The sequence below is a fragment of the Salinivibrio sp. IB282 genome (assembly GCF_001995685.1).
In the GTDB taxonomy this organism is placed as follows: domain Bacteria; phylum Pseudomonadota; class Gammaproteobacteria; order Enterobacterales; family Vibrionaceae; genus Salinivibrio; species Salinivibrio kushneri.
In genome coordinates this window covers 1-21,078 of record NZ_MUET01000016.1, presented here as the reverse complement: position 1 = coordinate 21,078, position 21,078 = coordinate 1, and the positions used below count along the sequence as shown (strand labels likewise).

The 21,078-nt window shown below is 53.8% G+C and carries 22 protein-coding genes; 10 read left to right on the top strand and 12 right to left on the bottom strand.

Annotated elements, in window-relative coordinates; translation table 11 throughout:
* Window positions 1-10 precede the first annotated feature (10 nt).
* Window positions 11-928 (bottom strand): phytanoyl-CoA dioxygenase family protein, encoded by a 918-nt coding sequence (locus BZG14_RS05220; RefSeq protein WP_077485922.1) that lies wholly within the window; start codon window positions 926-928, stop codon window positions 11-13.
* A 380-nt stretch (window positions 929-1,308) separates the two neighbouring features.
* Between BZG14_RS05220 and gmk the strand changes: the two genes are divergently transcribed.
* From gmk to recG, 5 genes are all read left to right on the top strand, one after another.
* Complete coding sequence (gene gmk, locus BZG14_RS05215) at window positions 1,309-1,932, top strand: guanylate kinase (RefSeq protein ID WP_077456769.1); 624 nt, start codon at window positions 1,309-1,311, stop codon at window positions 1,930-1,932.
* Window positions 1,933-2,046: 114 nt separating this feature from the next.
* Entirely contained in the window at window positions 2,047-2,319 is a 273-nt protein-coding gene (gene rpoZ, locus BZG14_RS05210; protein WP_046074663.1) for a DNA-directed RNA polymerase subunit omega, read from the top strand.
* 27 nt (window positions 2,320-2,346) lie between these two features.
* Window positions 2,347-4,446, top strand: coding sequence for a bifunctional GTP diphosphokinase/guanosine-3',5'-bis pyrophosphate 3'-pyrophosphohydrolase (spoT, locus tag BZG14_RS05205; protein ID WP_077608167.1), 2,100 nt, complete (start codon window positions 2,347-2,349; stop codon window positions 4,444-4,446).
* A gap of 80 nt (window positions 4,447-4,526) precedes the next feature.
* Window positions 4,527-5,228: a tRNA (guanosine(18)-2'-O)-methyltransferase TrmH gene (gene trmH, locus BZG14_RS05200; RefSeq protein WP_069361959.1), complete on the top strand. Its 702-nt coding sequence runs from the start codon at window positions 4,527-4,529 to the stop codon at window positions 5,226-5,228.
* A gap of 38 nt (window positions 5,229-5,266) precedes the next feature.
* The gene (recG, locus tag BZG14_RS05195) at window positions 5,267-7,345 is read left to right on the top strand and encodes an ATP-dependent DNA helicase RecG (RefSeq protein WP_077608166.1); all 2,079 of its coding nucleotides are present in this window, start codon (window positions 5,267-5,269) and stop codon (window positions 7,343-7,345) included.
* On the opposite strand, the gene BZG14_RS05190 is transcribed toward recG, so the two are convergent.
* The 3 genes from BZG14_RS05190 to ompR form a co-directional block, all read right to left on the bottom strand.
* Window positions 7,330-7,725, bottom strand: coding sequence for a GntR family transcriptional regulator (locus tag BZG14_RS05190; protein WP_069361961.1), 396 nt, complete (start codon window positions 7,723-7,725; stop codon window positions 7,330-7,332). The genes recG and BZG14_RS05190 overlap by 16 nt on opposite strands.
* A 100-nt stretch (window positions 7,726-7,825) precedes the next feature.
* On the bottom strand, window positions 7,826-9,151 hold the full coding sequence (gene envZ, locus BZG14_RS05185; protein ID WP_077608165.1) for a two-component system sensor histidine kinase EnvZ: 1,326 nt from the start codon (window positions 9,149-9,151) through the stop codon (window positions 7,826-7,828).
* Between the two features lie 2 nt (window positions 9,152-9,153).
* On the bottom strand, window positions 9,154-9,870 hold the full coding sequence (gene ompR, locus BZG14_RS05180; protein WP_046074657.1) for an osmolarity response regulator transcription factor OmpR: 717 nt from the start codon (window positions 9,868-9,870) through the stop codon (window positions 9,154-9,156).
* 221 nt (window positions 9,871-10,091) lie between these two features.
* On the opposite strand from ompR, the gene greB reads away from it, so the two are divergent.
* The gene (gene greB, locus BZG14_RS05175) at window positions 10,092-10,586 is read left to right on the top strand and encodes a transcription elongation factor GreB (protein WP_069361963.1); all 495 of its coding nucleotides are present in this window, start codon (window positions 10,092-10,094) and stop codon (window positions 10,584-10,586) included.
* Window positions 10,587-10,677: 91 nt separating this feature from the next.
* Complete coding sequence (locus BZG14_RS05170) at window positions 10,678-12,975, top strand: Tex family protein (RefSeq protein ID WP_077608164.1); 2,298 nt, start codon at window positions 10,678-10,680, stop codon at window positions 12,973-12,975.
* A gap of 57 nt (window positions 12,976-13,032) precedes the next feature.
* On the opposite strand, the gene BZG14_RS05165 is transcribed toward BZG14_RS05170, so the two are convergent.
* The 3 genes from BZG14_RS05165 to bioH form a co-directional block, all read right to left on the bottom strand.
* Window positions 13,033-13,506, bottom strand: coding sequence for a hypothetical protein (locus BZG14_RS05165; RefSeq protein WP_077456781.1), 474 nt, complete (start codon window positions 13,504-13,506; stop codon window positions 13,033-13,035).
* A gap of 150 nt (window positions 13,507-13,656) precedes the next feature.
* Window positions 13,657-13,929: a hypothetical protein gene (locus BZG14_RS05160; protein WP_077608163.1), complete on the bottom strand. Its 273-nt coding sequence runs from the start codon at window positions 13,927-13,929 to the stop codon at window positions 13,657-13,659.
* A gap of 98 nt (window positions 13,930-14,027) precedes the next feature.
* The gene (bioH, locus tag BZG14_RS05155) at window positions 14,028-14,807 is read right to left on the bottom strand and encodes a pimeloyl-ACP methyl ester esterase BioH (RefSeq protein ID WP_069361967.1); all 780 of its coding nucleotides are present in this window, start codon (window positions 14,805-14,807) and stop codon (window positions 14,028-14,030) included.
* A 39-nt stretch (window positions 14,808-14,846) separates the two neighbouring features.
* On the opposite strand from bioH, the gene BZG14_RS05150 reads away from it, so the two are divergent.
* Window positions 14,847-15,578 (top strand): ComF family protein, encoded by a 732-nt coding sequence (locus BZG14_RS05150; RefSeq protein ID WP_077608162.1) that lies wholly within the window; start codon window positions 14,847-14,849, stop codon window positions 15,576-15,578.
* Between the two features lie 36 nt (window positions 15,579-15,614).
* Entirely contained in the window at window positions 15,615-16,274 is a 660-nt protein-coding gene (nfuA, locus tag BZG14_RS05145; RefSeq protein WP_176719644.1) for a Fe-S biogenesis protein NfuA, read from the top strand.
* A gap of 61 nt (window positions 16,275-16,335) precedes the next feature.
* Here nfuA and dinF read toward each other — a convergent pair whose 3' ends face one another.
* Window positions 16,336-17,676 (bottom strand): MATE family efflux transporter DinF, encoded by a 1,341-nt coding sequence (gene dinF / locus BZG14_RS05140; protein WP_077608161.1) that lies wholly within the window; start codon window positions 17,674-17,676, stop codon window positions 16,336-16,338.
* Between the two features lie 372 nt (window positions 17,677-18,048).
* Here dinF and BZG14_RS05135 point away from each other — a divergent pair, with 372 nt between their 5' ends.
* Window positions 18,049-18,297: a DUF3862 domain-containing protein gene (locus BZG14_RS05135; RefSeq protein ID WP_077456791.1), complete on the top strand. Its 249-nt coding sequence runs from the start codon at window positions 18,049-18,051 to the stop codon at window positions 18,295-18,297.
* 18 nt (window positions 18,298-18,315) lie between these two features.
* Here BZG14_RS05135 and cyoE read toward each other — a convergent pair whose 3' ends face one another.
* From cyoE to BZG14_RS05115, 4 genes are all read right to left on the bottom strand, one after another.
* Window positions 18,316-19,218: a heme o synthase gene (cyoE, locus tag BZG14_RS05130; protein WP_077485941.1), complete on the bottom strand. Its 903-nt coding sequence runs from the start codon at window positions 19,216-19,218 to the stop codon at window positions 18,316-18,318.
* Window positions 19,193-20,215 carry a COX15/CtaA family protein gene (locus BZG14_RS05125; protein ID WP_077608160.1) on the bottom strand — a complete coding sequence of 341 codons (1,023 nt, stop codon included), beginning with the start codon at window positions 20,213-20,215 and terminating at the stop codon, window positions 19,193-19,195. Before BZG14_RS05125 ends, cyoE begins: the two co-directional genes overlap by 26 nt.
* Before the next feature lie 2 nt (window positions 20,216-20,217).
* Complete coding sequence (locus BZG14_RS05120) at window positions 20,218-20,739, bottom strand: hypothetical protein (RefSeq protein ID WP_069361973.1); 522 nt, start codon at window positions 20,737-20,739, stop codon at window positions 20,218-20,220.
* A partial coding sequence (locus BZG14_RS05115) for an SURF1 family cytochrome oxidase biogenesis protein (protein ID WP_338012779.1) occupies window positions 20,736-21,078 on the bottom strand: 343 nt, incomplete at its 5' end. The genes BZG14_RS05120 and BZG14_RS05115, both read right to left, overlap by 4 nt.

The following is a 21,078-nucleotide window of genomic DNA, read 5'->3' as shown; positions in this document are numbered from 1 at the left end:
GTTAGCACGGTTAAGAGGCCAGCGGCCAGAGTGACTCAACCGCCTGCAGAGGGCGTTGGTCGGGATTGGATAAATAGTGGGGGCGCGGTGGCAACCCACTAAATGGCGTCACCGGTTTATTCTCCACACTGTTATAGACAAACATTAAAATCGAACGTGGGTCGTTGGCGATATTATCGGGCGAGCCATGCATCAAGTTACAATCATGGAACACCAAGGTACCGGCTTGTCCCGTTACCGAGGCAATGCCATTGTCTTCTAACAATGCCTCCATGGTCTCTGGCTTAGGCACGCCCAGCATTTGTTTTTTCAGCGACTGCTGATAGTTCTTCTCGCCGGTATTGCCTTCACAAGACGCATAGTGATGGTGCGAGCCGGGGATCACATACAAAGGCCCATTATGCTCGGTGTTATCGGTTAACATCAGCCATACAGTCACGGCTCGCATCCGTGGCATTCCATCCTCAACGTGCCAAGTCTCGAAGTCAGAATGCCAAGGAAACGACTTGCCTTTAAACGCAGGCTTAATATTGACGCGCGATTGCATCAAATATGCATCCGAGCCCAAAATTTGCCGAACTTTATTGAGAATGCGCGGATCACGTGAGAAGCGATCAATTAAGTCACTGTAGGCAAAGGGTTTAAAAATAGTACGCAGCTCGTCACTATCCGGCTCGGTATATAGCTCTTCATAGCCGGCCATATCATCGCGTAAACGGGCGATTTCACGTTTAAGCGGTGCCACCATTTCCGGCATATAGTCATTCATCACCAAAAAGCCTTGGCGATCAAACGTATCCAGCTCGTGCGGGCTTAAGCTATGTGGTACCTCTGGCTGCGCACCGCCGTACACAACAGGGTCTAGACGTGGGGAGAGGGTTTCTTTTCCATTGACGCGTGAGGGATACAAATCGGGTGTACCTTCCATTATTGACACCTCCTTCATGTCGTTCGTTTTTTAGTGATATCTTCTCGCTGTTTAAGGCCCTAAAGGGCGTGAATTGCGCACAACACAAATGTGGGTGACTGATTGAAAATCAACCCCCAACGCGTGCTATGCATCTTCTTGGATAACGGCGACCTACCCTATCAGCTCAGCATCGAACAGTGAACCTTTGTCACACCACAACCTCATCATGCCTCTCGAAGGATCCTGCGGATCGCTTTCACACCGTTCCCGTTCAAATCCTAATGAGTTCGTGCTACCCTGCGCACCTCCCACGGGGAACAACTATCTATTCGTCGATCGACGCCTGTACGTATACGCTATACTGCGGATGGGCATCAGCCAGTGAAAGTGATCAATCCATGAGCCAAGGTACGCTTTACATTGTTTCCGCCCCAAGTGGTGCGGGCAAATCTAGTCTGATTTCAGCGCTGCTGAATGATAACCCTCGCTATGACATGAAAGTGTCTGTGTCTCACACGACGCGCGCTATGCGTCCTGGTGAAGAAAACGGTGTGCATTATCATTTTGTCTCCGAGGAAGAATTTCAGTCACTGATTGCACAGGAAGCGTTCTTAGAGCACGCGCAAGTGTTTGGCAATTATTACGGCACCTCGCGCGTATGGATTGAAAAAATGCTTAATAATGGTGTCGATATTTTTCTCGATATCGATTGGCAAGGCGCTGAGCAAATTCGTCAGCAAATGCCGAACAGCAAGAGTATTTTCATTTTGCCACCCAGCCGTGAAGAGTTAGAACGACGCCTCACGACACGTGGTCAAGACAGTGAGGAAGTGATTGCGCAACGCATGCAGGAAGCACGCACCGAGATCTCTCACTATGCTGATTATGATTACCTGATTATTAATGATGACTTTGATGTCGCATTGATGGATATTAAGGCCATCATCCGTGCCGAGCGGATGGCACAAGCCAAACAAGCCAGCAAGTATCATGCAATGATCGACGAACTGTTGGCTGACTAACCACCACATTGAGACGTGGCCATTGCCCCAGCCAACGCTGGCAATAGGTCGCGGCCTTTTGTATACTTTTCGGTCATTTTGAATGACCTATTGATGACATAGCTGGAGTCCTTCATGGCACGCGTAACTGTTCAAGACGCCGTTGAAAAAATTGGTAACCGCTTCGATCTCGTTCTGGTTGCGGCTCGCCGCGCCCGTCAAATGCAAACGGGCGGCAAAGATGCCCTCGTCGCAGAAGAAAACGACAAGTACACAGTGATCTCTTTGCGTGAAGTTGAAGAAGGACTGATCAACAAAGAAGTCCTCGACGCACGTGAGCGTCAGGAGAAGCAAGAGCAAGAAGCCGCTGAAATGGCCGCGGTAAGCACCATTTCTGGTCAACGTTAAACGCTGCATTTATCAGGGACAGGCCGTTTGTATCTATTTGATAGCCTGAAAGAAGTTGCTAGCCAGTATTTGCCGGAGTCACAGCTTGAAGCGCTTCGGCAAGCTTATCTAGTAGCCAGGGATGCCCACGACGGGCAAACTCGCTCAACCGGCGAACCTTATATTATTCACCCCATCGCGGTAGCACGGATCTTGGCAGAAATGCGCTTGGACTGTGAAACCTTGATGGCGGCATTGCTGCATGATGTGATTGAGGACACTGAGGTGACCAAAGACGATCTGCAGCAACGCTTTGGTGATGTGGTAGCCGACTTGGTGGACGGGGTGTCTAAGCTTGATAAGCTTAAATTCCGCGATCGCAAAGAGGCCCAGGCCGAGAACTTCCGCAAAATGGTCATGGCGATGGCCCATGACATTCGCGTGATCCTGATAAAACTGAGTGACCGCACCCACAATATGCGTACCTTGGGCGCCCTACGCCCAGATAAAAAGCGCCGTATCGCCCGTGAAACGCTAGAAATCTTCGCGCCCCTCGCCCATCGTCTGGGTATCCATAATATAAAAGTCGAGCTTGAAGAGCTCGGCTTTGAGGCCTTGTACCCCAATCGCTACCGCGTGCTTAAAAAGGTGATCGCGCAAGCGCGGGGCAACCGCAAAGAGATGATCCAAAAAATCCATGCGGAAATTGAAGGCCGCTTGGAAGATGCAGGAATTAAAGCCCGTGTGTTGGGCCGAGAGAAAAATCTCTACTCCATCTATAACAAGATGAAGAACAAAGAGCAGCGTTTCCACACCATCATGGATTTATACGCGTTTCGGGTGATTGTGGGTGATCTCGATACCTGCTACCGCGTGCTGGGGCAAATGCATAACTTGTATAAGCCACGCCCAGGCCGGCTCAAAGACTATATCGCGGTGCCCAAAGCCAACGGATACCAGTCACTGCACACCTCTATGATTGGCCCACATGGTGTCCCGGTGGAAGTACAAATTCGTACCGAAGACATGGATCAAATGGCGGATAAAGGGGTGGCCGCACACTGGGCGTACAAAAGTGGCACCGACAGACCCTCTGGCACCACCGCGCAAAAACGGGCGCAGCGTTGGATGCAGAACATTATCGAGCTGCAGCAAAGCGCCGGCAGCTCGTTCGAATTTATCGAGAGCGTCAAATCGGATCTCTTCCCTGACGAGCTGTACGTCTTTACCCCCAAAGGGCGGATTGTCGAGCTGCCTGTCGATGCCACCGCGGTCGACTTTGCCTATGCCGTCCACACCGATGTCGGCAACACCTGTGTTGGGGCAAGGGTTAATCGTCAGCCTTACCCGCTGAGCCAGCCGCTCAAAAATGGTCAAACGGTTGAGATTATCACCGCACCGGGGGCGCGTCCGAATGCCGCTTGGCTTAACTATGTGGTCACCGCGCGAGCACGAACGAAAATCCGTCAGGTGTTAAAAACCATGCGCCGAGAAGAGTCGGTCACCCTAGGGCGTCGCCTGCTCAATCACGCGCTCGGAGAGAAAAATCTAGCGGATATTAATCCTGAACGCGTTGACGCTGTACTGAGCGACTTGAAGCTCAAAACCAGTGACGACTWACTGGCATCGATTGGTCTTGGCGAACTCATGAGCGTGGTGATCGCTCGTCGCTTGCTAGATCAAGATCCGGCCGCCCCTACCGAGGGCAAAATGCCGATTCGCGGGGCAGATGGCATCTTGGTCACTTATGCCAATTGCTGTCGTCCTATCCCAGGTGACCCCATCATTGCGCATGTCAGCCCAGGTAAAGGCTTGGTTATCCACCGTGAAACCTGTGCTAACATCCGCGGCCACCGCCAAGAGCCGGATAAATATATGCCGGTCGAGTGGGCGGACGATTTTGAACAAGAGTTCAGCACCCGGGTACGCGTGGATATGCAAAACCACCAGGGAGCATTGGCCGACCTCACCAACACCATCGCCGCAACCGGATCCAATATCCAAGGGTTAACCACCGAAGAGCGTGATGGTCGCCTATACACTATCTTTGTTCGCTTAACGACCAAAGACAGAGTGCATTTGGCCAACATTATGCGTCGACTTCGCGTGATGCCTAATGTGGTGAAAGTAAGCCGCCAGAAAAACTGAGTGCCCCAACCCATCATTACCCGTCGCCCGCCCTTTGGCGGGCGTCACCGTTTTTTGCCTGTTATTGACGGAATTGAATCATGACCCCTGAACGCTTTGAACGCATTCATCAGGTCTTGGCCCAACGCCAGCCTGATCTCACTGTCTGCATGGAGCAAGTTCACAAGCCCAATAATATTTCCGCTATCATTCGCACGGCCGACGCGGTAGGCATTCACCGCATGCATGCGGTATGGCCAGAAGGCACCAAGATGCGCACTCTCGGCGGCACATCGGCCGGCTCGCGCAACTGGATAGATGTGGTCACTCACAACACCACGGAAGAAGCCTTTGATGCCATGCACGCCCAAGGGATGCAGGTGTTAGTCACTAACTTGTCGGATACCGCGGTCGATTTTCGCGAGATCGACTACACCCGTCCGACGGCCATCGTGCTGGGGCAAGAAAAACAAGGCATCAGTCGCGAAGCGCTCGACAAAGCGGACCAAGACATCCTCATTCCTATGGTAGGTATGGTACAGTCACTCAATGTGTCAGTGGCCAGTGCCTTGATTTTGTACGAAGCACAGCGCCAACGCCAAGCGGCTGGCATGTATCAGTTGGATAAGACACGCTTGCCCGACCACGAGGTTCACCACATTTTGTTCGAGCGTGGTCACCCGGTGCTTGCCCGCGTGGCAAAACAAAAAGGCTTGCCTTATCCGCCCTTAGATGAACACGGTCAAATTGTGGCCGACGAGGCGTGGTGGGCACAGATGCAGGCGGCCAAACATCCACGTTAGTCCGACACGCGAGCCAGAGCGAACCCATAGAGAAACGGATGCGATCTTCGATGCTAAGTGCGGTGACTGTTGATACCTTAAGTGGCGTTGGCAGCAAAATGGCAGAAAAACTGGCGAAAATAGGCCTGCATACGGTGCAGGATGTTTTATTTCACCTGCCTTATCGTTATGAAGATCGCACCCGTGTGTGGCCGGTCGCAAGTCTCTTACCGGGCCAACATGCCACCATCGAAGGTGAAATCACCCACAATGACACCGTGTTTGGTCGTCGCAGGATGCTCACGGTTCGGGTGCAAGATAGCAGTGGCGCATTAACGCTGCGATTTTTCAACTTTAATGCCGCAATGAAAAACAGTTTAGCCGTAGGCAAGCAAGTAAAAGCCTACGGTGAGCTCAAGCGCGGAAAGCACGGGCTGGAGATCATTCACCCCGAGTATCAGGTATTTTCCGAGCCTACCGAGTTGGTGATGGAAGAAACCCTCACCCCCGTGTATCCCACCACGGAGGGGCTTCGCCAAGCGACGCTGCGTAGCCTGACCGATCAAGCCCTGGCTTTGTTAGACAAAAGTGGCGTCGACGAGCTGCTGCCCGAAGGCTTGTACGATAGACAGCTTTCGCTGCGCGATGCATTACACCTTTTGCATCGTCCGCCGCCCGAGACCGTGTTGGAAGACTTATTAGCAGGGCAACACCCTGCTCAGCGACGCTTGATCATTGAAGAGCTCCTTGCCCAACACCTGTCGATGCTGTCTGTGCGCCACCAAGCCCAACAAGTGAAAGGCTTTGCCCTCGCACCCAGTCAGTCATTAGGGCAGCGCCTTTTAGACAACCTGCCTTTCACTCCCACCGGCGCACAAACTCGGGTGGTGAGCGAGATCAGCGCCGATTTGGCCAAGCCGTTTCCGATGATGCGCCTCGTGCAAGGCGATGTGGGGGCAGGTAAAACCTTGGTCGCCGTGCTCGCCGCCTTGCAAGCGATTGAACAAGGCCATCAAGTTGCGTTGATGGCACCGACCGAGCTATTGGCCGAGCAACACGCCACTAACTTCGCTCAGTGGCTCGAACCACTGGGCATTCAAGTCGGTTGGCTGGCCGGCAAGCTAAAAGGGAAAGCGCGGGAGCAAACCCTGGCAAGCATTGCTGACGGCGAAGCGAAAATGGTGGTCGGTACCCATGCTTTGTTTCAAGCGAGCGTCCAGTTCGACAGCCTAGCGTTGGTCATTATTGATGAACAACACCGCTTTGGCGTTCACCAACGTCTCGCGCTGCGTGAAAAAGGCGAGCAGCAAGGCGCCCATCCGCACCAGCTTATCATGACCGCGACCCCCATTCCCCGTACCTTGGCGATGACCGCGTATGCGGATCTTGAAACGTCCGTCATCGATGAATTACCCCCGGGGCGCACACCCATCCAAACCGTCGCCGTCCCCGACACCCGCCGCGACGATATCATCGCCCGCGTCAGTGCCGCATGTGCAGCCGGTCGACAAGCATATTGGGTGTGCACCTTGATTGAAGAGTCCGACGCCTTAGAAGCGCAAGCCGCGGAAGACACAGCCACCGCGCTTAAAGAAGCCCTCCCCAACCTGGAGATTGGCTTAGTTCACGGGCGAATGAAAGCGGCAGAAAAGCAAGCGGTCATGGAAGCCTTTAAACAAGGCGAGTTACAGTTATTGGTGGCCACAACGGTTATTGAAGTGGGCGTCGATGTCCCTAACGCCAGCCTAATGATTATCGAAAACCCCGAGCGACTCGGGCTGGCACAACTCCACCAGCTACGTGGCCGTGTCGGCCGTGGTTCCGTCGCCAGTCATTGTGTGCTGCTTTACCATGCCCCTTTATCCAAAACCGCCAGTCAGCGGCTTGGGGTGCTGCGCGATAGCAATGACGGCTTTGTGATTGCGCAGCGCGATCTCGATATTCGTGGACCTGGCGAGCTTCTCGGCACCCGCCAGACCGGGCTGGCTGAGTTTAAGATTGCCGATTTGGTCAGAGATCAGGGGCTGATCCCTGAAGTGCAAAAACTGGCCACGCACCTACATCAACACTACCCACAACATGCTCAAGCGATTATTCGCCGCTGGCTGGGGCATAAAACCCACTACTCCAATGCCTGATCGCCGCTATAACGCTCCCAATGCGTCATGATCAGCGCCATGGTTTCTGACTTGCTGTATCCCGCTTCACTGGCCGCCTGGATAAAGTGCGCCAGTGCGCCTTCAACGTAGTGCAAACGCTGCTCGGGTTCAGCCGGGCGCATGGTTTCACTCACCTGCATGCCCACTCCAGGCAAGCGCTCAAGCCACCCCTCATCGGCCAATTGTTGATAGCTGCGCGACACCGTCATTGGGTTCATCGCCAATGTTTTGGCCAGTTGCCGCACTGAGGGAAGTCGCGCACCGGGGTAGAGGGTGCCGCTGGCAATTTGCCGTTGAATTTGATCAATCAGCTGCTGAAATTTAGGCGTCGGATCCTGACTGTCTAGCGATAAACGCATGGCCGTTTCCCAGTGTATTGAGTCTCTATGACAGTATGGCCTACCCCCCTGGTTCCGCGACTTCCGCGGCTAAAAACGTGGTCACACGCACACAAGGGCGTTATTTTTTATTGCCCACAGGAAACGTCATCTGAATTCTTAACCCACCTTCAGTGCGTGACGACAAGCGAATATCACCATGAAGCTGTTCCACAATCCGTTTCACGATCGCTAGTCCTAGCCCCGTTCCTTCGCTGCCGCGAGCGGTGTCACCGCGAGTAAAAGGTTGAAATAGCGAATTCTCTAAACTCGCCTCGATCCCCGGGCCATTGTCTTCCACTTCCACCCACTGATAGGTGTGATCGGCATTGCTGCCACAACCGAGACGGACCCAGCCATGACCGTATCGCACCGCATTAACCACCAAATTGGTCACCGCACGCTTTAACGCTACCGAGTTAGCAAATAACTCTCCGTGCAATGCCCCTAAATCGAGATCAATATCGACCCCCATTTGTTGCTGATTACTCGCCACATCGTGGCAAATGCTCGCTAAGTCGACAGGATCAGGGTCTTGCTGCTGCACGGCGCGCAAGTAATCCATAAACTGGTTGATGATTTCATTACACTCTTCGGTGTCCTCGGTAATGCTATCGGCCAAATAGGCGTCATCCGATGACATCATTTCAGTGGCAAGGCGAATGCGCGTTAGTGGCGTGCGCAAATCATGGCTCACGCCCGCCATCAGCAAGGCGCGGTCTTCTTCCAACTTACGGATACCGGCTGACATTTTATTAAACGCGACCGTCACCGCMTGAATTTCTGATGCCCCTCGTGGTGGGACAGGGTCAGGAAAACGGCCATCCGCCACATCTAACGCCGCGCGCTCAAGGGCCACAAGTGGGCGGTTTTGCATCTTGATAAATAGCCACCCGCCCGCTATCACCAACAGGGCAATCACTAAGCTGTATTGAAATAAAGGCGCAAAGTCGTCTTGATGCAGCTCGGAAAGCGGGATCCGCATTAAAAAATCGTCAATCTGGTCAAACTTCAGCCACAGCACGTAGCTGTCTTCACCACTGACCAAGCGCACTTCGGTTTGGGTGCCCAACTCCTCGCTGATATGTTCGCTTAAATAATCAATTTCCATGGCGTCTTTAAACGCCGCCGCAGGCTCACTGTTGGGCGCATGCAAGGTGACCCCAATCTGCTCCAACAATTGCCGCCGCACGGGTTCACCCAGGTGAAGGACTTCACCACCCTTAAGATACCAGTCCTCTTCCAGCATCAAGCGTACTTCAAAAGCGAGGATCTTGTTGAACTGCTGCAAACTGGGCAGCAAGGCATAATTAACGATGGTTAGATAAGAAAAAACTTGGCTGGCAATTAATAAGCCAGCCAAGATAAACAAGGTACGTGCAAAGTTAGTCCGCGGTGACATCCGCATCGCTATACCTCTCCATCCGGCACGAATACGTAGCCGAGCCCCCATACGGTTTGAATGTAACGCGGTTTACTCGGGTCTTCTTCTATCATCCGACGCAAACGCGAGATTTGTACATCAATCGAGCGCTCCATCGCCGAATACTCACGGCCACGCGCCATGTTCATCAGCTTATCACGTGACAAAGGTTCTCGCGCATTGGTGACCAAGGCCTTAAGCACTGCGAACTCGCCGGATGTGAGCGTCATGGGCTCATCATTGCGAAACATTTCCCGGGTGCCGAGGTTGAGACGAAACTCGCCAAAGGTCACCGTGGTAGAGTCTGCACTCGGGGCGCCTGGCGCTTCAATGGTCTGTCGGCGCAATACTGCGCGTACCCGCGCCAATAGTTCACGCGGGTTAAAAGGCTTGGGTAGGTAATCATCGGCACCCACTTCTAAACCGACAATGCGATCAATCTCATCGCCCTTGGCGGTCAACATCAAAATGGGCAACTGGTTATTCGCTTGACGTAAACGGCGACACACGGACAGGCCATCTTCCCCCGGCAACATCAGATCCAGCACCATCAGGTGAAAGGCTTCACGCGCGAGTAAGCGATCCATTTGCTCGGCATTGGCCACACTACGCACCTGAAAACCTTGCTCGGTCAGGTAGCGTTCCAGTAGCGAGCGCAGACGCATATCATCATCCACCACTAGAATTTTATAGTTCTCTTGCATGCTAAGCCCTCAATGCTGATCGTTGCCCGGCCATCGATTGACCGTCACTTATATCATACTGAATTTTGCCACAGTTCTCTTTCAGACCGCGTGTTTGTCTGACGCCAAGCCAAGGGTAAATTGTTACCGAGTGTTGCCTCGACAAGTTTGCCCGCTTCTTGTACTTTCCTGGACAAGGTTATATCGCGCGACGCCGAATGGCTAGCGAAAGGAGAGGTAACGTGAAAACCAAATTGGTGACCCGAGAAGGGTTTAACGCGCTCAAAGCCGAGCACGATTACCTGTGGCACGAACGGCGCCCAGAAGTGACCAAAATTGTCAGTTGGGCCGCCAGTTTGGGTGATCGCTCAGAAAATGCAGACTACACCTACAACAAACGTTTGTTACGCCAAATAGACCGCCGCGTCCGTTATCTGCGCAAACGCCTCAATGACTTAACTATTGTTGATTACGCGCCCGAGCAAGAAGGACGGGTCTTTTTTGGCGCCTGGGTGGAAATTGAAAACGAAGCCGGCGACACCAAGCAATTTCGAATCGTTGGTCCTGATGAGATTTATGAACGCAAAGATTACATTTCTATCGATGCCCCCATGGCGCGGGCGCTATTAAAAAAAGCCGTTGATGACGAGGTGGTGGTCTCAACCCCTGAAGGCGAAAAGCAATGGTTTGTGAATACCATTACCTACCCGAAACCCAGTGACAGCGACGCTCAGTAACACCTGAGGGAACCTTCGTCCCCWTCGCGGTCAAAAATGCTATCCCTTGGCAGGGCGTTCCCCTGCCGTGCTTGTAGAGAAAAGGAAACACATGCACACATCCATTACACACACCCTGGCGCACGAACTCAATGTCGCACCAGGTCAAGTTAAGACGGCGGTCGATCTGCTTGACGATGGTAACACTGTCCCTTTTATCGCCCGCTATCGTAAAGAAGCGACCCAGGGCCTGGATGACTCGCAATTGCGCACCCTTGAGACCCGTTTGGTCTATCTGCGCGAATTGGACGCTCGTCGTGATACCATTCTCAAATCGATTGACGAGCAAGGCAAACTGACCGAGAGCTTGCGCCGCGATATTCTCGCTGCCGAGAGTAAAAACCGCTTAGAAGATCTCTATCTGCCTTACAAACCCAAGCGCCGAACCAAAGGCCAAATTGCGATTGAGGCCGGCCTAGCACCCTTGGCCGAGACCTTATGGCAAGATGCCTCGCACGACCCTGACACACTTGCTGAGCAATACATCAATGCGGAAAAGGGCGTCGCCGACACCAAAGCGGCACTCGAGGGGGCCCGAGCCATCATGATGGAGCGCCTTGCCGAAGATGCGAGCTTATTAGAAACGCTGCGCCAATACCTTAAGCAATACGCGGTGCTGCGCGCTACCGTGGTTGCTGGCCAGGAAGAATCCGGTGCCAAGTTCAAAGACTACTTTGCTCACCAAGAGCCAATTGCCAAAGTGCCGTCTCATCGTGCCTTAGCCATGCTTCGTGGTCGCAATGAAGGCGTGCTACAGCTGGCACTGGTTGCTGACCCCGACCAAGCACCAGACAGCAAGCAAAGCGTGTGCGAAACCATGATTGCTCAACACTATCAGCTGTCTTTGGGCACCGCCCCGGCAGACCGTTGGCGCAAACAAGTCATCGCCTTTGCCTGGCGAGTAAAAATCTTGATGCATCTTGAGACCGAGTTCATGGCCAACCTGAAAGAGCGCGCAGAGAACGACGCCATTGATGTGTTTGCCGCCAACTTAAAAGATGTATTGATGGCTGCACCGGCTGGCCCTCGCTGCACCATGGGGATAGACCCAGGCCTACGTACCGGCTGTAAAGTGGCGGTGGTGGATGGCACGGGCAAACTGCTCGACACCGCCACCATTTACCCCACCGCGCCTAAACACGATATTGAAGGGGCGAGTAAAACACTACGCCGTTTTATTGATCGCCATGGCGTGAACTTGATTGCGGTCGGCAATGGCACCGCCTCACGTGAAACCGAACACTTTGTCACCACCATGCTCAAACAAGCCGATTTGAGCATCCAAACCGTGATGGTCAGTGAGGCCGGTGCCTCGGTTTACTCAGCGTCAGAGCTGGCAGCCAAAGAATTTCCCGATCTGGATGTCTCGCTACGTGGCGCGGTTTCTATCGCTCGCCGCCTGCAAGACCCCCTCGCCGAGCTGGTTAAAATTGATCCTAAATCGATTGGCGTCGGTCAGTACCAGCACGATGTCTCTCAACACCAGCTGGCGAAAAAGCTTGATGCAGTGGTGGAAGACTGTGTGAACGCCGTAGGGGTCGATGTCAATATCGCGTCCGCGCCGCTGCTCACCCGGGTGGCAGGCCTTAGCCAAACCATGGCGCAAAACATTGTTGCCTTTCGCGATGAAAATGGTCGATTTGGCGATCGTAAAACCCTGCTGAAAGTGCCGCGTCTTGGCCCCAAAGCCTATGAGCAATGCGCTGGCTTTTTACGGGTAATGGATGGCGCCAACCCGCTTGACCGCTCGGGTGTCCACCCAGAGACCTATCCATTGGTCAAACATATCGCCCAAAAGACTGGCAAGGCCATCGATGCCTTAGTGGGTAACACGGGCTTATTACAAAGCTTAACCGCCAGTGACTACGCGGATGACACCTTTGGCCAAATCACCGTCACCGATGTATTGAACGAGCTGGCCAAACCCGGCCGCGATCCGCGCCCTGAGTTTAAAACCGCAACCTTTGCCGAGGGCGTGAATCAAATCAGTGACTTAAAACCAGGCATGCAACTCGAAGGCGTGGTCACGAATGTCACGCACTTTGGTGCGTTCGTCGATATCGGCGTTCACCAAGACGGCCTCGTACACATCTCCGCGCTATCAAACCGCTTTATTAGCGATCCACGCGACGTGGTCAAAGCCGGTGACGTGGTGAAAGTGAAAGTCATGGAGGTGGATGCGCCGCGCAAGCGAATTGGGTTATCGATGCGCCTCGACGATACCCCAGCCGCCAGCGAACCCTCAGCCGCCGCCCCTAAGCCGCGTGACAAAAGTCCGAAAAAGCGCCAGGACAAACCCGCTGCAATGGGCAGCATGGCCGATGCMTTTGCCCGCGCCAAGCGCTCCTAACCAAAAAGCCCCACGAAACATCGTGGGGCTTTTTCATCGTGGCATCATTGACACCACTTAAATCACAATCAGCACCTCTGAGGGCATGTTCGCCACGGTTGCTTGCTGATAACGCATGGCAACCACCGCACGCGTTTGCTCGAACCTTTTCAGCTCTTCAACTTTCTCCAGCACCTCTTCCGGCATTTTCAACCCCAAGGGGTAGCCGTTGTCTTTGCGTGCTTGCTCTCCAGGTTCATTACGTGCCATGGCATCAACACGCCCAGCAATATTGGCACCGTCGTAATCAGCGTCGGACAAGGACTCGCGACTGTAGTCGAGCGAATAGTTGGGGTGCTGTGACGGATCCCAAGATGAGCGGCCGAGCTGCTTGCCTTGATCGGTGGCCGCTTTGCCGTGTTCTGGCTCTGGGGCTTGCTTGGTAGGGACAATTTTTTCGCGCATGCGATTGTCCCGCGCAACTTGTTCAGTTGGCGGGTTCACCGATGGCGCGACAGTTGGGATACTGACGCTTGCTGGCGATATATTCATCTGATGCTACCTCCCAACATCAGCTGAAGGCCTAATTGTCAGTGCGGCCTCGTCTCCTTATAGTTTAGACGACAACCGCGAGTATGGTACCTATTGTGCCCAGCGCAGACAAAAATTGTCCCGCACCATAGGCCGCATCATCGTTTTCTTTCACTTTGTCCGGGTGGTCCATGCCCAACGCACCATAGGTAAAGGATTCAACCGATGATTTATCTTCTGGCTTTTTAACACCTTCAGCGTTTTCGCTGCTTTCACATCTTTGCTTTCTTTTGCTGCCTCGGCAGCGGAAAGCGTCTCAGCCGCCTTGGCTGTTTTCGTGTCTTTGGCCGCGTTGTCCGCATTTTGTTGCGGTTGTGTCGGCGCTTTTGGCTTCATCGTTTGTTGATGATACGCCTGAGACTGCCCAACGTTACCTACGTTCATTATGGTCTCTCCTAATGTCAGAGCAAGTGACATAGTTAACTTATCGGCAGAACCATGACAGGATTTAGTCAATTCTACCAAAAAACGATCAGCGCACACTATTTGGGCGGCAAGTTTGTGCCTAAAAAGGCAAGTAGCTTGTCCACCACTTCGTCAGGCTCCGTCACAAAGGGGGCATGAGCACTGTGTGCCAATACCGCACATTGCGAATGAGGCGCTAACGCAGAGACAGCTTCCGCCACCGACGCAGGCACCAAACCGTCTAGCCGCCCGTATAACCGCAGCCACGGCACACAAATCGCCTCACACTGCTGGCGCAGATCCGTGTTTGCCAGCATCGCCAAGCCATCCGCCAACGCGCGAGGGTCGGGCGCCGGGCGCGAAAATACCGCTTGTTTGAGCGCTTTCACATCTTTTCTCGCCGTGGGAGACCCCATAGCTTGTAGCGCCATAAAGCGCTCCACCGTTTGCGAAAAATCACGCTCAAGCTGGTCGGCAAAGTCGGTGAGTACCGCCGACTTGATCCCACGCCACCCTGGCTCTGCGACAAACTTGGGTGAGCTGGCGATAGTGACCAATCCAGTCACGCGCTGTGGCGATAACAGTGCGGCTTGTGTTGCCACTAATCCGCCCAGTGACCAACCTATCCAAGTTGCATGCGCTGGTGATTCTTTAAGCAACACTTGTGCCAGTTTCTCGATATCAAGATCCGGTTGATGGGCGCTGTCACCAAAACCCGGCAGGTCAACACAGTGAACACGATAGTGCGCGGTCAAGTAAGGGAGCAACATTGACCAGACAGCGCTGTTCATTCCCCAGCCATGAATGAGAACCAGATCGGGACCTTGCCCGTGAGATTGCCAATCACATAACGCCATGCTTTACACTGCCTTGGTTGCTTTTCAATCAAGGTGCCTATGATATCAGCAATCACACCACGGCGCTTCACGCGTTTACTCACCCACTGGAGAGGCAAACTCTTGCCCTCTCAGTGTCCGGTTTGCCACTTGTCATTGGATGCCGCACCCGAGAGTGCCACCCCGGCTTTATGCTGTGCCGCTTGCTGGGATGCGCACTACTCTTATTGTCTATGCCAATGTTGCGGCCTGCCGGTCCCAACCCCACAAGCACGCTGTGGTGTCTGCCTTAGCCACCCTCCAGCATGGGACCGCTTGGTCGCGATCAGTGCCTACGAGGATCCGCTGCCGCAGCTTATCCATGCATTTAAATACCAACAGGCCTTTGAATTGGCGATACCTTTTGCCCGCCAGTTAAGTGAACGCATCCATCACCCCGCCCCCGTATTGCTGCCTGTTCCACTCCATTGGCGGCGCCGCTGGCAGCGCGGCTTTAATCAAAGCGGGCATTTAGCCTGGGCACTGGCCGACTACCTGGATACTCACGTCGTCGATAACGTTTTAGTCCGACATCGCCATACTGCGCCACAACAAGGTTTAAGCCGACAGGCGCGGCTCTCTAACCTGAAACATGCGTTTGCGATCAGCGGCGAGCTGCCAGGTTCGCATGTGGCTATCATTGACGACGTGGTAACAACCGGACAAACGGTGTCGCAGCTGTGCCGATTATTACGCCGTGCGGGAGCAGAAACGATCGATATTTACTGTTTGGCACGTACCGATCTACCCTAACGGAAAGCGTGCTATCCATGCTCATAAAGTAGCCACATGCTTCAAGGGGTGATAGCCAACGCAAACCGGAGTACACTGTATAAAACACACTGGATTAGTCAGGTATTTGTCGTGTCAGAAGTCAATATTTCAGAAAATGCACAAAGCCACTTTGTAAAGCTGCTTGAGCAACAGCCCGAGGGCACCAATATTCGCGTGTTTGTGGTTAACCCAGGCACGCCAAACGCCGAGTGCGGTGTTTCTTATTGCCCACCCGAAGCGATAGAAGGCAGCGATACCGAACTCAAATTTAACGGCTTTTCGGCCTTTATCGATGAGATGAGCCTGCCCTTTTTAGACGAAGCGGAAATCGACTTTGTCACCGATAAAATGGGCTCACAGCTGACGCTGAAAGCACCGAATGCGAAAATGCGGAAAGTGGCCTCCGATGCGCCTTTGATGGAGCGGGTTGATTACGTGATTCAAAGCCAAGTTAACCCACAGCTTGCCAGCCATGGCGGCCATGTGAACTTGATTGAAATCACCGATGACGCGGTGGCGATTTTGCAATTCGGTGGCGGTTGTAATGGTTGCTCAATGGTAGACGTGACCTTAAAAGAAGGGATCGAAAAGCAGTTGCTGGCTGAGTTCAGCGGCGAGTTAAACGGCGTGCGTGATGTCACCGAGCACGCCCGTGGCGATCATTCTTACTACTAATAAACGCCGTCTCTTATCGCAAAAACAGGCCAACTGGCCTGTTTTTTTTGGTTGATAGGACTCAGCGGGTGACATCAAAAAAGCTATCTCGTCGCCAGTGGTATACAAAGCACACCGCGAGGCTGAGCCCTCTTAGCGCCATAAAAGTAAGCATCGCTAACCACAATGCGTGATTGCCCCATCCTTGCGCTAGCCACCAGGCAGCAAAAAAACCTGCAGTGGCGACAAACATCCCATTGCGCATGTCTTTACCCCGCGTCGCGCCAATAAAGATACCGTCGAGCAAAAAGCACCACATCGACACCAAAGGCATGGCCACCAGCCAAGGTAAATAACGCGCCGCTTGGTCACGCACCGCCTCAATATCGGAAATCAGCGCAATGATGTGATGGCCTGCCAGGCCAAACGCCAGCGTGATCGCCAAGCAAATCACCAACGACCAAAAAGTGCTGCCTATCAGTGACACCAACAACGCAGACTTGCTCTGCGCGCCAACCGCTTTACCCACCATCGCCTCCATCGCATAAGCAAAGCCGTCCATCGCAAAGGAAATCAGCATCAGAAAGCTCATCAAGACCGCATTGGCGGCCACAATCTCGTCACCAAGCGTAGCCCCTTGGAAGGTCATAAAAGTAAACGCCAACTGCAAACTAAGGCTGCGCAAAAAGATGTCTCGATTAAGCTTTAGCAAACGGCTCATCCCAGTCAGCCCGCGCTCAAACACCGACCGAACGGTCGGTAACTGGCGCGATTGCCAGATGCCTTTAACAAAATAGAGCCCCAGCATGAGGCCGAGATAATCGGCAACCACACTCGCCGCCGCGGCCCCCTCGACTTTCATATCGAGACCCACTACAAACAGCAAATCAAGGATAATATTGGCACTATTAACCACAATCAGCAGCCACATCGGCTGACGCGCATTTTGCGCCCCTAGTAGCCAGCCCATGACCACCAAGTTCATCAAGGTCGCTGGCGCACTAAAGATCCGAATGGAGAAATACTGGCTCGCGTAATGTTTGACTTCAGCACTGGCGTCACTAAAGTGCATGACCCCCTCTAAAATGGGCACATGCAGTGCGATTAATAGCGTAGCCAACAGACCCGCTAAGGTCGCGCCACGCACAAAGGTCGCTGCCAGCTCACGGTTATCATTCGCGCCATAGGCTTGCGCGGTAAACCCGGTGGTCGCCATGCGCAAAAAGCCCAACAACCAAAAGGTGACATTAATCATGGTGCTGCCAACCGCCACGCCACCTAGATACCACGCATGCTCCAAATGGCCGATCACCGCGGCATCCACGAGCCCTAACAAGGGGACGGTAATGTTGGAGATCACCATGGGTAAAGCCAGCGATAAAACGCGCCAGTGAAGTTCACGCTGGGTTAAAGACTGCCACATACTGCCTCGTTTTGAATCTTAAAGAACCCACACTGAGTGAGGGAGGTAATCTATTTTTGATAAAGAACATGATTGCACCGACAAGCGCTCACATCCTTGGGTAGCCCTGATGGGTGCAGCAGTGTACCATTGCAGCAATCTCATCGACGAGCGGCAGCCTCACTGCGCCAGTTACACTGGGTCAGTTGCACTGCGCCAGTTACACTGCGCCAGTTGCACTGCGCCAGTTGCACTGCGCCAGTTGCACTGCGCCAGTTGCACTGCGYCAGTTACACTGCGTCAGTTACACTGCGTCAGTTACACTGCGTCAGTTACACTGCGTCAGTTACACTGCGTCAACTGCCCTCATCACTGAATGAATAAGGAAGGGTTATGCGTGTATTTTTTGCTTGTGTGTTGGTGGTATTACTCGCGGGCTGCTCGAAAGTCACCAAGCAAAACTATGATCAACTTGAAGTCGGCATGAGCTATGACGTGGTTGTGAGCCACATTGGCGAGCCAAGCCAATGCGACGACACCATGGGATTGACCCACTGTGTATGGGGTGGCGATGGTCAACACATCAAAGTCTCGTTTGTCGCCGACAAAGCCACCGTGCTGTCGGCAAAAGGGCTAAAATAGTCCCTCCCATAGCGCAACTCAATAGCGCAACGCGTGGTCGGCAAGCAGCACCAAAAAGGTCGCGAAGATATGCCATATCGAGAACTTAAAGGTCTGCCACGCGATGCCTTTTTGCGACTGGGTTTTCAGTCGCCACGCATAGCCAACAAAGACCAGGTTTAGCGTGGTCGCCCCTACCAGATACAGCCAACCACTCATTCCAGTCAGCCAAGGAAAAATGCCCACGATGACCAGCAGTAGGGTATAAAGCAACACCATGGTTTGGGTAAACCCTACCCCGTGAGTGACCGGCAGCATTGGCACATCGGCTTTGGCATAATCATGGCGACGATGTATCGCTAACGCCCAAAAGTGAGGCGGCGTCCAGGTAAAAATGATCATCACCAACAGCAACGCATGCGCGTGAAGCTCTCCGGTCACCGCGGTCCAGCCTAGTAGTGGTGGCATTGCACCRGCCAAACCACCAATCACGATATTTTGCGGGGTCGCGGGTTTAAGCCACTGGGTATACACCAACGCATACCCGACCAGGCTAGCAAACGTTAGCCAAGCCGTGAGCGGGTTCAGCCACCAACAGGCGATAAAACCGCTCACCATCAGCCCTACCGCAAAGGCCAACGCGGCGCCTTGAGTGACTCGTCCCTCGGCAACGGGGCGATGGCGGGTGCGCTGCATTTTCGTGTCAATTTTCCAGTCGATCACGTGATTAAACACCGCCGCGGCACTGGCTTGCGCGCCAATGCCAAATAACCCTACCAATACGGCCGACCAAGGTGGCCAGCCGGGAGTGGCTAAACACATACCCACCAGCGCGGTGAGAAGCAACATAGCGACCACGCGCGGCTTGGTCAGCTCATAATAATCTCGCCAACTGGCGCCAGCAGGCGTCGAAACACTAGCGGTACGTTGAAACTGTGCCATCACGGGCTCCTTGTCGGGTCGACGGTGAAAGACATAAAAATCGGGTGAGGAGTAATGTGGCCAATAGCGACAATCCACCGAGGTTATGCGCCACCGCCACACTCAGCGGCAGTAGCGCAACCACATTGGTCACCCCCAGCGTAATTTGAATCGCCAACACACCACTCACCGTCATTGCCAGCGCGCGCCCCCCAGCACGCCACAGCATCCATGCCCAAGCGAGCACTAATGCGGTGACCACCATGGCGCCAAGACGGTGGGTGGCATGGATGGTCACCCGCTCGGCATGGTTCAGCACGCCAAACTGATAGGTGTCGCTAAGCGGACTGACAGGATGAAAGGCGGAAGGGGTGAAAAGCTGCCACCAAGGGCTTTCGCAGATAGGTAGCTGGGTGCAGACAGTGGCGGCATAGTTGGCGGAGGTCCAACCGCCGAGCCCGATTTGAACAATCACCGCCACCAAAGCTAAAGTGCCCACGCGGCGCGCGGATGACGACATTGCAATTGCCGGCAATCGGAGCGCGCCTGTTGCCACCGCCAGCCAAACCAGCAAGCATACCGTGGTGAAACCACCGAGTAAGTGCGCCATTACCACCACCGGCATTAAACTTAGGGTCACCGTCCACATCCCTAGGGCGGCTTGCGCGATGACCACCACACTGAGCAAGGTGGTCAGCGGTCGCAACACCTGATAGTCAGGACGTCGCCAGCTGATCCAGGCCAACGCAAAAATCGCCAGCCCTAGGGTGCCGGCCACGTAGCGGTGCAGCATTTCATTCCACGCTTTATTGATATCGAGCGGCGCATCTGGGAAGCGCGACATGGCGACCGATTGCGCGCTGTCACTGGCCGGCACTCCTAAATGGCCATAGCAGCCGGGCCAGTCTGGGCAGCCCAGCCCCGCTTCAGTCAGGCGGGTATACGCGCCGAGCCCAACCACCAGCACGGCTAGCATCAGTGTCGATAAGACGGCGAGTTGGTAGCGACGCGTTGCCATAATCAGCCTACCTTAGACAACTTGAGAAGCCGTTTGAGATCGCGCAATAAGCCTTTACCTTGCGCCACCCACTGGGTTTTATCGTCACTGACTGGATACGCCAGCACCACATTGTTCATCGGGTCGCTAAGATAAATGGTATTTTTATCAAACGCTTGCTGCTGCCATGCCTGCGCCTGCTCCGTCGTCAGGGTTTGCCGTGTCAGTACCTCCGGCGCTTTCTGGGCGGTGCTCATCAGTGCCACGCTACTGACCCGGTCTCGCTCTTTGCCTACCGCAATGGGAATTTGTGTTAACTGAAACAGCGCTTGTTCACACACAGAATCACATTGCTCTGGCACCCGATAAATCAACCGCCACTGGCCTTGTTCGGGTAACCAATTTAGGGTCGCTGGCTCAGAGAGAAACTGTCCGTAATTGGTGACCCCTTTTTCATACCAGCTTTTCTCCAGCACCAATTTCGCCACCACCACGGGCAGGACAAAAATGCCAATCAATGCCACCAGCGTCATGCGTCCTTTCACATCGCTTCCCTCTGTTTTGTTTTGTACCACCAAATACCTGCGCCAATACTGACCGCGAGCGCCATCAATGCCCATTGCAAAGCATAGCCATAATGTTTTGCTGGCGGCATCACCACCGGCTGCCACACTGGCGTCACCCCAGCTTGCGCCAAGGCATCTGTGCTCGGCGTGGTCACATCCACCAGTTTTTCTGTCCGTATCAGCCACTGCGGATTAAGCGTTGGCAATTGGGCCTTCAAGGCTTGTAAGTCAATGCGCTGCCTCCGAGCGGGCCAATCATGCGATGCCGTTTCTTTTTTGAGTACAACCCGCTTAGACGGTGTATCAACGAAGCCAGAC